Origin of the sequence: Hyphobacterium sp. (assembly GCF_043584775.1) — a bacterium.
Classification (GTDB): domain Bacteria; phylum Pseudomonadota; class Alphaproteobacteria; order Caulobacterales; family Maricaulaceae; genus Hyphobacterium.
This window is the reverse complement of record NZ_CP121327.1, coordinates 1,808,905-1,821,932: the sequence shown is the minus strand read 5'-3', so window position 1 is coordinate 1,821,932 and position 13,028 is coordinate 1,808,905. Positions and strand designations below refer to the sequence as shown.

Annotated in this window: 13 protein-coding genes; 8 read left to right on the top strand and 5 right to left on the bottom strand. The window is 61.0% G+C overall.

Features of this window, described 5'->3' with window-relative positions; all coding sequences use genetic code 11:
• Nucleotides 1-4: 4 nt before the first annotated feature.
• A complete protein-coding gene (locus tag P0D52_RS09115; protein ID WP_394692347.1) occupies nucleotides 5-613 on the top strand; it encodes a class I SAM-dependent methyltransferase in 609 nt (202 codons plus the stop codon).
• Here P0D52_RS09115 and P0D52_RS09110 read toward each other — a convergent pair.
• The 3 genes from P0D52_RS09110 to P0D52_RS09100 are packed head-to-tail and all read right to left on the bottom strand — an operon-like array spanning nucleotide 573 to nucleotide 3,666.
• Nucleotides 573-1,658 carry a hypothetical protein gene (locus tag P0D52_RS09110; RefSeq protein ID WP_394692346.1) on the bottom strand — a complete coding sequence of 362 codons (1,086 nt, stop codon included), beginning with the start codon at nucleotides 1,656-1,658 and terminating at the stop codon, nucleotides 573-575. The two genes, P0D52_RS09115 and P0D52_RS09110, sit on opposite strands and share 41 nt — an antisense overlap.
• Nucleotides 1,655-2,371: a class I SAM-dependent methyltransferase gene (locus tag P0D52_RS09105; protein WP_394692345.1), complete on the bottom strand. Its 717-nt coding sequence runs from the start codon at nucleotides 2,369-2,371 to the stop codon at nucleotides 1,655-1,657. Before P0D52_RS09105 ends, P0D52_RS09110 begins: the two co-directional genes overlap by 4 nt.
• Nucleotides 2,365-3,666, bottom strand: coding sequence for a glycosyltransferase family 4 protein (locus P0D52_RS09100; protein ID WP_394692344.1), 1,302 nt, complete (start codon nucleotides 3,664-3,666; stop codon nucleotides 2,365-2,367). Before P0D52_RS09100 ends, P0D52_RS09105 begins: the two co-directional genes overlap by 7 nt.
• A gap of 111 nt (nucleotides 3,667-3,777) precedes the next feature.
• Between P0D52_RS09100 and P0D52_RS09095 the strand changes: the two genes are divergently transcribed.
• The 5 genes from P0D52_RS09095 to P0D52_RS09075 are packed head-to-tail and all read left to right on the top strand — an operon-like array spanning nucleotide 3,778 to nucleotide 8,485.
• The gene (locus P0D52_RS09095; protein WP_394692343.1) at nucleotides 3,778-4,932 is read left to right on the top strand and encodes an MFS transporter; all 1,155 of its coding nucleotides are present in this window, start codon (nucleotides 3,778-3,780) and stop codon (nucleotides 4,930-4,932) included.
• Nucleotides 4,933-4,977: 45 nt separating this feature from the next.
• The gene (locus tag P0D52_RS09090) at nucleotides 4,978-6,120 is read left to right on the top strand and encodes an ABC transporter permease (RefSeq protein ID WP_394692342.1); all 1,143 of its coding nucleotides are present in this window, start codon (nucleotides 4,978-4,980) and stop codon (nucleotides 6,118-6,120) included.
• Complete coding sequence (locus P0D52_RS09085) at nucleotides 6,117-6,890, top strand: ABC transporter ATP-binding protein (protein ID WP_394692341.1); 774 nt, start codon at nucleotides 6,117-6,119, stop codon at nucleotides 6,888-6,890. Before P0D52_RS09090 ends, P0D52_RS09085 begins: the two co-directional genes overlap by 4 nt.
• Nucleotides 6,891-6,893: 3 nt before the next feature.
• Nucleotides 6,894-7,850, top strand: coding sequence for an MlaD family protein (locus P0D52_RS09080; protein WP_394692340.1), 957 nt, complete (start codon nucleotides 6,894-6,896; stop codon nucleotides 7,848-7,850).
• Entirely contained in the window at nucleotides 7,847-8,485 is a 639-nt protein-coding gene (locus P0D52_RS09075) for an ABC-type transport auxiliary lipoprotein family protein (protein ID WP_394692339.1), read from the top strand. Before P0D52_RS09080 ends, P0D52_RS09075 begins: the two co-directional genes overlap by 4 nt.
• On the opposite strand, the gene P0D52_RS09070 is transcribed toward P0D52_RS09075, so the two are convergent.
• Both P0D52_RS09070 and P0D52_RS09065 read right to left on the bottom strand, forming a co-directional pair.
• Nucleotides 8,482-10,401 (bottom strand): hypothetical protein, encoded by a 1,920-nt coding sequence (locus P0D52_RS09070; RefSeq protein ID WP_394692338.1) that lies wholly within the window; start codon nucleotides 10,399-10,401, stop codon nucleotides 8,482-8,484. The two genes, P0D52_RS09075 and P0D52_RS09070, sit on opposite strands and share 4 nt — an antisense overlap.
• Before the next feature lie 111 nt (nucleotides 10,402-10,512).
• On the bottom strand, nucleotides 10,513-10,728 hold the full coding sequence (locus tag P0D52_RS09065; protein ID WP_394692337.1) for a hypothetical protein: 216 nt from the start codon (nucleotides 10,726-10,728) through the stop codon (nucleotides 10,513-10,515).
• A 139-nt stretch (nucleotides 10,729-10,867) separates the two neighbouring features.
• Between P0D52_RS09065 and P0D52_RS09060 the strand changes: the two genes are divergently transcribed.
• Entirely contained in the window at nucleotides 10,868-12,091 is a 1,224-nt protein-coding gene (locus tag P0D52_RS09060) for a DUF418 domain-containing protein (RefSeq protein WP_394692336.1), read from the top strand.
• A gap of 109 nt (nucleotides 12,092-12,200) precedes the next feature.
• Nucleotides 12,201-13,028, top strand: coding sequence for a nuclear transport factor 2 family protein (locus tag P0D52_RS09055; RefSeq protein ID WP_394692335.1), 828 nt, complete (start codon nucleotides 12,201-12,203; stop codon nucleotides 13,026-13,028).

Here is a 13,028-nt window from a genome sequence, read left to right as displayed (position 1 = left end):
CCTGATGAATCCGGATTCTGTCAAAGGCTTTCTCGAGCCCGAAGAAGGGGCCGCGCTCGCCCGTTATGCGGTGGGCACCGCGCATCTCGGGCCGTTTCTGGAAATCGGCGGCTATTGTGGCAAGTCAGCGCTCTATCTGGGAACCGCTGCGCGTGAAGCCGGCACACTCCTGTTTTCCATCGACCACCACCGCGGATCCGAAGAACATCAGCCGGGCGAAGAATATTTTGATCCCGAACTCTACGACGAGATTGCAGGCGCGGTGGATTCGCTACCGGTTTTTCGGCGGACCATACACGCTGCCGGGCTGGAAGATTTCGTCGTGCCGCTGGTCGGAAAATCCGGTGCCATCGCCCGCTATTGGTCAACGCCGATGGGCTTTGTCTTTATCGACGGCGGACATTCCATGCCCGCCGCGCAGGCCGACTATGATGGCTGGGCGCCGCGCGTCGCGCCGGGCGGTCTGTTGGCGATCCATGACGTCTTTCCCGACCCGGCTGACGGTGGGCGCCCGCCTTATGAAATCTGGAAGCAGGCCGTGGAGTCCGGCGATTTCGAGCCGGTCGAGCGGGTCAGGACGCTGGAGGTTTTGCGTCGCGTGGCTTCGGACTGACCGCTTTCAGCGGCGTCACCAGCAGATCTGACCCCGGCGATAAATGCTCGATCGCATCAGCCGCCAGAATGACGGCGGCAGACGTCCAGGCCGGGCGCTCATATGGCCAGAGGATTTCTTCCTCGAACTGCCAGCCCATCCAGTATCCGCCGGAGCGGGCCGCCAGCGGTGCCAGGTCCATGATTAGTTTGCGTGCCTTCGCCGTCCAGCCCACGGCCTGGCAGGCGAGCGCGAGTTCAGCCGTCTCGGCTGCCGTGACCCAGGGCTCATCGGCCACGCATCGCGAGCCTAGCCCCTCGATCACATAGCGCGACCAGCCCGCTTCCAGCCGCCGCCTCGATTCTTCGCGTGAGTGCACCCCGGACAAAACCGGATAATACCAGTCCATCGCATAGCGGCGGCGGTCGGTAGACTTGCGATCAAAGCGCCAGTCCTTGTCATGCAGCGCGTCCGCGAGACGTGTCCGCGCTTCAATCAAGGGTGCAATGTCTCCCGATAACGCGGTCTCCAGCCGAATCGCGCATTCGAGGCTTTTGTAAAGGCAGGCATTGCCGGCCCGCAGCGAGTCGACATTGTTGAGTTTTTCACCGGCATCCGGCTTGCGCCAGACGATATCGCCCTCTGGCGTTTGACAGGAGAGCACAAACGCCATGGCGCGGCGCACCGGTTCGGCATAGCGATCAAGCCAGCCGGGTTCATTCAGGGCGAGGGCGCTGCGTAACACCGTCACGGCGGCATAGCCGGTAAAATTGGTATCCCGGGCGGTCGCCGGATTATCCACCACCAGCCGCCGGTTGGTGTCATCCAGTGGCACGCCAGCGCCCAGTTCGCCCGTCCAGCCGCCGTCGGATTCCTGCCGGTCAAACAGTGCATCCAGCGCCCGCTCGCAGGTTTCGGTTCGTCCCGCCACGGCCAGCGCCATGGCGCTTTCGCCGTGATTCCATGGGTCCCAAAGGCCCGCTTCGATCCACGGTATGGAGCCATCGGCGAGCTGCAGCGCTTCGATCCGCGATGCGGTGGCGGACAGGTTGATAAGATCGCTCATACCGGTTTCACGAAATACATGACGAGGCTCTTGCCCATGACCGGATTGAGCAGACGCTCCAGCGTTCGCGTAATCCACGGTGCCTGCAGCAAATCCCACTCCAGAAACCGGCGGTAAGCCTTCACCAGACCGTGCTCCTCGCGAATGTCCCAGACCGCGCATTGCAGCCACCAATAGGGGCTGTGCAGAGCATGCGCCCAGTGATGACCGGTCTTGCGAAGGCCGGTCCGGCGCGCACCCGCATGCAGCTCGTCCTGTCGGAAAATACGGACATGCCCGCCCGGCGTGTTCTGATAGCCTTTGGACAGCTTCCAGCAAATCCATTCCGGCCAGTAGCGCGGAACCGACAGAGCGACGCGTCCACCCGGTTTCGTGACGCGGGTGATCTCCGCCATGGCCGCGTCCGGATCATCGACATGTTCCAGCACTTCCGAGCAGATCACGGCATCGAACGTATTGTCAGGGAAAGGCAGGCGCTGCGCATTGCCCGCGGCCAGAGTTCCCACGCGCAGGGGAGATTCATCAGGCGGCGGCAGATCGGCGAAGCTTTCCCGCGTCGCCATTACATCGGCTTCGGACAGGTCCAGCCCGGTCACATGAACCGGGGCGTCATGCCAGTAGAGGGCGTGGGTGTGGCGGCCCCGGCCGCATCCAAGGTCCAGCACCCGGTCGCCATCGCGCAGATCGAGCCGTTTGAAATCAATGGTCAGCACGCGGCAATCGCCTTCTCGTAGAGGGCGCTGGCCGCCAGCGCATGATGACGCCAGCTGAAGACGTTGCGGGCGCGCTGTGCACCGGCCAGGCTCATCTCGCGGGCCATGTCCGGCTGGTTGAGGACGGCGCGGATAGCGATTTCCAGCGCGGTCGCATCGCCGGCAGGAACGATACTGCCGGCGTCGCCAACAACTTCCGGAAGGGCACCGCCATCACTGGCCACCACGGGGGCGCCGCAGGCCATGGCCTCGGCGGCAGGAAAGCCGAAGCCTTCAAAGCGGGCCGGGCAAACAACAACGCTGGCGCGGCGATACAGGTCGGCAATGTCTTCGCGGGTCACACCGGACCTGGAGCTGACACGATCCAGAAGGCCCGCCTCGCTCAAAATCTGTTTGGCGCGGCCATCGCTCAGCTGGCCAATCATTTCCAGCTTCAGAGCGGGGTTTTGCGCGGCCAGCGACACAAAGGCCCGCATCAGCACGTCCAGCCCCTTGATCGGGACATCTGCACTCGCGGTTGCGGCGATCAGGTCGGGCTGACGCGGTGTCTCGCTATCCGGACAGAAGACGGCATGGTCGATACCGTTGAAGCTGACGCTGGCTTGGGCAGGCTGCATGCCATAGTGCGCGGCATGGCTGTCGCGGGCGGCCTCGGAGACGGCCAGCATGTAGGGCAGGGCGCGCACCGTCTTCGCCTGCAGATCGGTGAAGCCATACCAACGCCGCGTCAGCGCCTTTTCCCACCATTTGGCCACACCATCGACGGCAAAGCCACGGTCGATGGCCACAGGATGATGGATGGTGGCGACAACCGGCACATCGCGCGAGATGTCGATAAAGGGCGGCATCAGCGTCTGATTGTCATGGACGACGTCAAAGCGGCTCGCATGCTGACGGAGCCATGTCTGAAGCCGGTAGCTGAAGGCCAGCAATTCGCCAAAAGCGCCGGTATTATGCGCCAGCCATTCCGAGCGATCCGCCTTGGACAACAGGTGTTTAGGACGCAGCGCCAGAAAGGCATTTTTCTCTTCGAAAAGGTTGAGCGCCGGGAATTCAATGAGCTCGACGCCCTCTGGAACATCAGGATAGGGCGGGCCGGACGCGATGGTGACCTGATGCCCCAGATCGCGAAGCCCGATGGCCAGTTCGCGCAGATAGACGCCTTGCCCGCCGACATGCGGATGGGAGCGATAACCCGTCAGCAATACGCGGCGCGGATGCAGCGCCAGCGTCTCGCTCTCGGGTGATCCGGACGCCGGAATGTCCGGCGCAATATCGGCAAGGGCTTGATCCATAAACAGTGTTCACCTTTTTGGATCGGCGAACCTAGCCGCGCTTTGCTGCACTGCAAAGGTGCGAATGCAACAGGCTTTCCATTTATGTGCAGACAGGCTATCGCGGCGCTCATGAACGGGCGGATTCTTCATCCGGCGGGGCTCCGCTTTGCCGCGCATTATGGCGCCTTTTATCTCGCCTTCGGCGCGTTTCTGCCTTACCTGCCGGTCTGGTTGGAAACGCGCGGCCTGTCGCCGGAACTGATCGGCATTGCCCTGGCAGGCGGCATGATTGGCCGCACCGTCCTGGCACCCGCAGGGGCGGCCTGGATGGATGGTGCCAGCCGCCGCCGGGATGCCATTGTCGGCTTTGCCTGGGCGGGCCTGGCAGGATTCCTGTTGGTCGCACCGTTCCGCGATGCCGTTTTGCTGACCATTGTCGCGGCGCTGGCCGGAGCCACGTTCAGCGGGCAGATCCCGCTGGTGGATGCCTTTGCGGCATGGTCCTCCCGCAAGGAGGGCTTTGCCTTCGGGCCGGCGCGCGCGGTCGGATCAGCGACCTTCATCATCGCCAACCTGTCTGCGGGCGCGCTCATAGGCCAATTCGGCGGTGAGGCGGCTCTGGTCTGGATGGCGGGCGGTGCCGCGCTCACCGTGGCGACGGCCCATTGGCTGCCGGTCGGCGATCGGCAGAAGCCTGCCAAGGGCACCGACCCCGTGCCGCTGCGCCTGCTGATTACGCGGCCTTTCGTTCTTGCGCTGCTGGCATCCGCGTTGATTCAGAGCAGCCACGCCTTCTATTATGTCTTCTCGGCCATCAGCTGGCAGGCCGATGGAATCCGTCCGCAAATGGTCGGCGCGCTCTGGTCGACCGGCGTCTTGGCAGAAATCGTCTTCCTGACCCTGTCCGGGCGATATCTGTCCCGCTTTCGCCCGGCACATCTCATGATGATCGCGGCCGGGGCCGCTGTGCTGCGATGGACGCTTACTGCGTTTTCGCCGCCATTGGCGGTGCTCTTTGTGTTGCAAATGACCCATGCCCTCAGCTTTGCGGCCGCCTATCTCGGCTTTCTGCGCTTCACGAGTGACTTTGCGCCAGATCGCTTGCAGGCCAGCACCCAGGCGGCCAATTCAGCGCTTTCCGGAGGCCTGGCTCTGGCAGCGATGAGCGCGGCCTCGGGCATCATATATGACTATGCGGGCGGGGCGGGTTTCGCTCTGATGGCAATTCCCGCTGCGATCGGCGGTATTTGCGCTTACCTACTGTTGCGGGTTCGCACTCCCTAAGTTGGAATGAATCGACTAAGACTGGCCATGAAGGGGTGAATGAGCATGGCGTCGGGTCACATCGCAGAGATCAATATCCGTCAGGAAGGTCAACACGTTATCGTGGAGGCCATCGGTGACTGGGTGATTGACGCCATTACACCCATCTATTCCGAAATCGAGCGGGTCGAGTCCGAATATGATGCCGGGCGGGTCGTCATTGATCTCTCCCGCCTTGATCAGATTGATACGACTGGCGCTTTTTTGCTTGGCCGGACCGTTTATCAGTGCTCCAGCCCCAATGCCGACTGGCATTTTCGGGGCGAGCATGCCTCGGCGCGCCGTCTGATCGGTGAAATTCTCGAGCGCGTGATTGATTGCGAGCCGGACGCGCCGGAAGCACGCTATGGCTTTGTCCGCGCATTCGAGCGCATCGGAGCAGGGCTCGACGCCTTCGTTCAGGAGACGATCGAGACGTTCGGCTTTTTCGGCCGCACGCTGACAACCGGTTTTTCGCTGTTATTGCGTCCGCATCGGTTTCGCTGGACGCCGACCGTCTATGTCATGGAGGAAGCCGGGGTTAACGCGCTCCCCATAGTGGTGGTGCTGACCTTCTTCATCGGGGCTGTCGTGGCCTTTATGGGCGCCAATTTGCTGGAAACCTTCGGGGCATCGGTCTTTACCGTCGAACTCGTCGGTATTGCGGTCCTGCGGGAATTTGGCGTCCTTATCACCGCGATCATGCTGGCCGGGCGTTCGGACTCCGCCTTCACGGCAGCGATCGGCTCGATGAAAATGCAGCAGGAAATCGATGCCATGCGCGTCCTTGGACTCGACCCGTATGAAGCGCTGGTTGTGCCGCGTGTCATCGCGTGCGTTTTCATGGCCCCGCTTTTGACCTTTGGCGCGATGATGGCCGGCATTTTCGGCGGGATGATGGTCAGCTGGGCGACACTGGATATTTCACCCGGCTTTTTCATAACGCGCATGCATGAAACCATCGACTGGAGCCACTTCTGGGTCGGCATGTCGAAAGCCCCGGTCTTTGGCCTCGTGATCGCCATCATTGGCTGCAAGCAGGGCATGCAGGTCGGCGGAGATGTGGAATCGCTCGGCCGCCGGGTGACGGCTTCCGTGGTGCAGTCGATTTTCATGGTCATCGTCATCGATGCTATTTTCGCCATGATGTATTTGGAGCTCGATATATGAGCGATGACACCATCATCGAGGTCCGGGGCATCAAGACGGCCTTTGGCTCCCACGTCATTCATGACGGGCTGGACCTGTCTGTCCGGCGCGGGGAGGTTCTGGGCCTCGTGGGCGGCTCGGGTACGGGCAAGTCGGTCCTGATGAATACGATTATCGGCCTCAAGCGCCCGGACGCCGGCGAAATTTTCTTTGACGGACAGCGGCTCAATTCGATGTCATCGGGGGAACGTCGCAAGCTGGAATCAAGCTGGGGCGTGCTTTTCCAGAACGGTGCCCTGTTTTCCTCTCTGACGGTGCGGGAAAACGTGATGGCACCGCTTCGCGAGCATATGAAAATGCCCAAGCGCCTGATGGTCGAGATCGCGGACATGAAGATCGCCCTGTCGGGGCTGGGCTCGGAAGCCGGACCCAAATATCCATCCGAATTGTCGGGCGGCATGAGAAAACGCGCCGGGCTGGCGCGGGCTCTCGCGCTGGACCCGGCCATTCTCTTTCTCGATGAGCCGACCGCCGGGCTGGATCCGATCGGTGCCGCGGCCTTTGACATGCTGATCAAGGACCTCAAGGAAACGCTGGGTCTGACGGTTTTCATGGTCACGCACGACCTCGACAGCCTGTATACAATCTGCGACCGCGTCGCCGTTCTGGCGGATAAGCGCGTGGCCGCGGTTGCACCCATCCGGGAGCTGGAACAGAATTCGCATCCCTGGATACAGCAATATTTTCACGGACCGCGCGGGCGTATGGCCGCCGGCGCACAAGGAGGCTAGGTCATGGAGACGAAAGCCCATCACGCACTCGTCGGCTTCTTTGCCGTCTTTCTCATTCTCGCGGGCGGATTTTTTGCGCTCTGGCTGGGACAGACGACTTTCGACCGCGATTACTCATTCTACGATGTTGTCTTCGACGGGCCGGTCCGTGGACTTCGCGAAGCCGGAGAGGTTCGTTTCAACGGCATCCAGGTGGGTGAGGTCACCGAGATTGGCCTCGATCCGCAAAACCCCAACCGCGTGATTGCCCGAATCCGCTTGCTGGCGGAAACCCCTGTGCGCGTCGATTCCAGCGCCCAGCTGGAGCCGCAAGGCCTGACCGGCCTGTCCTACATCCAGATTTCGGGCGGCACCGCCGAAGCGCAACGTCTGCAGGGCACGACGCGCGGGGATCCGCCGCGTATCTATGCCGAGCAGGCACAGATTGAATCGCTGGTCGCAGGTGGTGAAGATGCGCTCGAAGCTGCGCAACGCGCCCTGTATCAGGTCTCCTTGCTTTTGAGCGAGGAAAACCTCGATCGGATTGCCTCCACATTCGAGAATATCGATGAAATTACCGAGCGGCTGGCAGGCGAAGATGCGCTCGTGGAAGAATTGCGATCCGCCATCCGGAGTCTGGAGGCCACGTCGGTTGATGTCGGGGCTGCCGCCCGGTCGCTGGAAATCTTTGGACGCGACGCCACGACGCTCGCCAACAACGAACTGACACAGGCATCGATTGATGTGTCGCTCGCTGCCGAGCAGATCGATATCGCGGGCCGTCAGGCTCAGGAATTGATGACAACGCTGCAGCCGGCAATCGAACGCCTGTCGAACGAGGGCACGGACGAGCTGACGCGGACCATGGAAGATCTTCGCCGATTGATCGCCACGCTTGATCGAATTGCACTGGAAATCGAAGACAATCCGACTGGATTTATTTCAGGCGAACAACGCCGGACAGTTGAGGTACCACAATGATCCGTAAAACCCTGACCACGGCTGTTTTGGGCGCTGCCACTCTTCTGGCAGGCTGCATCAGTGTTCTGCCCGAAAACACACCGGCAACCGTCTATCGCCTGTCGACACCCGAACCGTCGAGCGAGTTGCGGACCGAAGCTGTGATCGTTGGGGTGCAGCGTCCCTTGACGCCGCGCGCCCTGTCGGGAGATCAGATTGCCCTGTCACAGAACCGGGGTCAGCTGGTCTTCGCTTCCGGGGCAGAGTGGATCACCCCCGTTCCGCGCCTGGTACAGGACCTTATCGTCGAGTCGATGGATGCTTTCGAGCCGTCGCTGATCGCATCGCGGCCTGAAGATGGTGTCCGTGCGGAGTTTGAACTCGCGACCGAATTGCGGTCCTTCGAGGCCAACTACATCAATGGTGAGAATTCAGCGCCCACCGTTGTGGTGCGTATGCGGGCGCGCCTGATCCGGATGAGCGACCGCCGTCTGGTGGCGGTCGAAGCCATTGGCGCTCAGGCTGAGGCGAGGTCCACAAGCCTGTCAGACATCGTGGCCGCCTTCGATGCCGCATCCCAGGAAGCCATGGCGGATGTCGCGCAGTGGACGGCTGAACAGGTCGCGGAATTCCACGACGCCGAACATCTGCACTAGTCGTCGCGGTCCCTGCGATCACGCGGATCATCTTCATTGCCGGGCATGTTGGATAACAGATCCTTCCAACGCCAGCCGGGTTCTCCCGTACGGCCTTTTTCGGGGAAGGCGATCGTATCCCGTTTGGGCGTGACGCTGGGGGTTTCCTCAGGCGCGTCAGCATCATCCTTCGCCGGCTTTGATTTCCGGCCGGACAATGGGTTCGGCAATTCATTTCCCGGCAGATCGATCGCGCGGCGCCCGCCCGCGACCGATCCCATCCGAAGCATGAAGTCACTCAGCAATTCGTAATTCTGGCGAATGCGGGACTGGAAGGCCGCATCAATTTCCTGCGCTTCCTCCGCGGCGGCGATCGCGGCTGCATTGAGGCCTTCAAGCCCGCTACGCAGCGCGTCGGACGCCTCCTTCGCGCGCATTTGCGCCGCTTCGGGCAATTCAGCCAGCTTGTCCGTCAGCTTCTCGATCTCGCGTTCAATGGCGGCCGATTCTTCCTGTGCCGTCTTCAGGACAGATGACAGGCGGCGTTTGACGGACTCGGCTGCTTCATCGGCCGCGAGCGCCGCTCGCGAGGTCAGCTTTTCAGCTTCCTTCATGCGCGCCTCAAAGCCCTCATCGGCCTTGCGCGCGGCTTCAAAGGCCTTCTCATTGACCTCTTCAATGCGCGAGGAAACCATGCGGGTCTGTTCGTCCAGCGCCTTTGCGGCCGCTTCGGACGCCTTGCCGGCGTTTTCGGCAGCCGCTTGCAGGGCTTCCATAGCCGTCTGGTGAGACTCGCCCGCCTTGTCGGTCTCGGCCCGAACCTGCTCGGCCATGTTCCGGGCGCGCTCCAGCGCAGCATCAATCGTTTCCTTGAAGGATCCGGAGCCCTGCGTTGCCGCCGCGTTAAGCGCGTCGGCCCCTTCACGTGCTGTCTTGGCCATCACGTCCAGCTCGGCGCGATGGAAATCCAGCGCGGCCGCGATTTTCTCCTGTTCCTTGCGCAGGCCTTCTCCGGCCTCGCCCAGACGGTCCTTGTGGCGGTGATAGGCGGCTTCCAGCTCGGTGGTCCGCGTATCAAGGAGAGTCGCCATTTCCCGCAATTCGGCCGATCGCGTATCGATCTTGCCGGCGGCAGACTGGGCAGAGTCAGAAATCAGATTGCCCGCGCCCGTGAGGGATTCAATGCTGTCGCGTAATTTCCTTTCCGCGTCATTGGCGGTGTCGCCCGCCAGCTCGGCAGCAGCGGCCACCATGCGCGACTGGTCGGAAATCGCCGCTGCAATGAGGGCGGCCTTGTCGTCCAGCGAGTCCGAGACGGCCTGCAGGCGCTCTCGCTCGCCGCGCAGATCCTGCAACAACCCCTCGGCGCGGTCCCGGGCATCGCCCGCTGATTGCTCCAGCGTATCGGCATGATGACGGATCACTTCTTCCATCGCGGCCAGCCGGGCGAGGGCGCTTTCCAGCGATGTATTGATCCGGTCGATTTCACCGGAGATGGCGCTCGACAGGCTGCGGACTTCGGACTCGGCTGCCTCGGCGGGCGCTGCGAGGCGGGAAAGCGCCGCTTCCACACCGCGTGTGCGGTCAACGGTCTGACGCAATTCGCGAATGATCAACGCGGCCATGATGAACAGCAGGGCCGGTCCGAGCGCGAAAATCGCCAGTCCTGCCAGTTGCGCCGGTGTGTGGGCCGCCAGCGGATTGGTGATATCCACCCCGGCATAGGCTGTCAGATACGCGGCCGTGCCGGCGGCCCAGATGAAAGCCGCCGTGAATCCGAAAAACAGATACCAGCCATGTTTGCGCTTCGGCGGCAGGTTGCGGGATGCCGCCGCGCGGCGATCCTGGTCAAGTTCACCCCGGCTATGAGGTTCGTTCAACGCTGCCATGAGTGCATCGCTGGACGTTTCGCGGTCGCGGGTTTTGGTATCGGCCATGGTGTGCGCCACTATCCTTGAATCGCATAATCAGCCCGCAATCCTTGCGGGGTCTGCCTTCTTACCGCAGCTTTCCGATTATTCGAAGGGTGGGAGTCGGTTGGCCGCAAATCAGATGCGGAAAACCTCGACCTCGTCGGCGTCCTCGGCCTCGTAGGATGCGCAGTCGACGGTCTGTGTTTCCGAAAGCTCAACGGATTCAACATAGTGGACAGGCACAATGTGGATGGCCGCAGCGCAGCTCTCCGGTGCGGAATAGCTCAGCCCGAGAAACATCATCGCCAGAGCGCCCAGCCAATCGATCAACATCGTCAAGAACTGCAGCATCCGTCCCTCGCGCACAGAAGTAATCTATAGTGTTGATAGACGACCTCTATGGCTTGAAACAGGGGGACAGTTCAATTCACAATCCCGTTTCCCCTCGCGATAATCATGTAGGATGACGGGCAGGGACAGGGAGAATGCCATGACAGATGCTGCGACGCCGCAAGCTCCACAGGCTGCGCCGAAACTGGAACGTTTCACATCCATTGACACGCTGCGCGGCATAGCCGTGCTCGGTATTCTGATGATGAATATCCAGGCTTTTGCCATGCACGCCAATGCCTACCAGTACCCGCCGGCGCATATGGATTTCACAGGCGCGAACCAGACGGTCTGGTGGATCGCCTTCACCTTCTTCGAGGTGAAATTCATCACTATCTTTTCGGCGCTGTTTGGAGCCGGTATCGCATTGATGCTTGGGGATGACCGCAGTCAGGGAACGCGCCAGCACTATCCACGCATGCTCTGGCTCCTGGCCTTCGGTCTGGTCCACGCTTACGTCTTCTGGTTCGGCGACATTCTCGTGACCTATGCCCTCATCGGCATGATTGCCGTGCTGTTGCGCGGGCTTTCGGTCGGCAAACTCCTTTTCTGGGGCCTGTTCGCCATCGCCATTAACGGCCTGCTGTTTCTGGGGATTTTCGCATCCTTCAATCTCATCCCGGGGGAGATCGACCCCGTCGAGCTCGGCATGATGCCCTCGGCCGAGGATTTGCAGGACACCGTAGCGCTCTACCAGTCGGGCTTCCTTGACCGCTTGCCGTACAATGCCGGCTTTGCCGCGCTGGGGCAGACCATGGGCATGATATTCTTCGGAGCGCGGACGTTCGGCCTGATGCTGATCGGCATGGCTTTGTTCAAATCCGGCTTTCTGACGGCGCGCTGGCCGTTGCTGTCCTATCTGGTCTGTGCGCTTGTCGCGCTGGGCATTGGGCTGCCAATTGCCGGTTGGGCCGGCAATGCGGCGATCGCGGACGGATTTGACCTGCGTCATATGTGGGAACATCAGGGCGCAAACTATTTTGCCAGCCTGCTGGTTTCGTTTGGCTATGCCTCGGTTGTCATGCTGCTCAGCAAGATCAGCGCGTTCAAACTCATCCTCTATCCGTTTACCGCCGCCGGGCGAATGGCCTTCACCAACTATCTCAGCCAGACGCTGATCATGACCTATCTGTTCGTCGGCCCGCCGGGGCTCGGCTGGTTCGGCACGCTGGAGCGTGTGGAGCAGGCACAGCTGGTGATCATCGTATGGATCGGGCAGCTGATTTTCTCGATGCTCTGGCTCAGCGTCTTCCGATTTGGTCCGTTCGAGTGGCTTTGGAGATCTTTGACGTACAAAAAATTGCAACCGATCAGGAAGGCGTAATAAAGACAGCCCTGATAGCGGGAAATATTGGTATATATTGCTGTATATTAATTATAATACGGCAATTAAAATCCTAGTGTGTGCCCGAAATTGAATTTTGGGGACAAGCATGAATTTATCCGCAATCGGGATCGCCGCCACATTGGTTCTATCGGGGTCGCTGGCCGCGCAAGACCCCCGTGTGGACGGCGAGCCGCGTATCGTCGAGATGGCCAATATCTTTGCGCGCGGCTTCTACGAGCTGGATCCGGCTGCCCCGCAATCGGTTATCCACCCGGAGATTTCGAAGATCGGGATCGAGGCCAATTACTGGAATACGGGCCGCGATGTGATCGAGGAATTATCCCCCGGTGACTTGTTGGTGATTGCCAGTGCACTGAACCGTAACGGCCATATCGATGCCGAAACGGCGGCGGTCGGGGTGGATTTCTTTGATCAGACAGAAACGGTTGGCGTCATCCAGCTGACGGCGGACCGGGCCTGGTATGATTTCTTCCTCGCGACCCGGATCAATGACGAATGGGTCTTCGTCAATTGCGCCTATGGCAATGTTCCGGATATCCCGAATCCGAATGCTGAAGCGGATTCAGACGCGATTGAGTCCCGGATGCGCGATTACATTGACGGTTATTATGCTGGCGATGTGGAGCGCGCCTTGAGCGGTTTCTACGTGGATGCCGACCGCCGCTATGTGGAGCGTGGCGAGGACACCGAATATCTGCAGCCACAGACCATGGAAATCCTGCGTCAACAGATTGCGCAGGCCGGCGAGACCGGACGATTTGCAAATTCGGATCCCGCCGATGTCCGCGTGATCGGTTTGACGCGGACAACCGGCGCCGTCCGCATTGATGCCGATGGCTGGACAGAGTGGCTCTTCCTGCAGCGGCTCAATGATGAGTGGCAGGTCGTCAATAGCTTCTGGGAAGCGACCTAG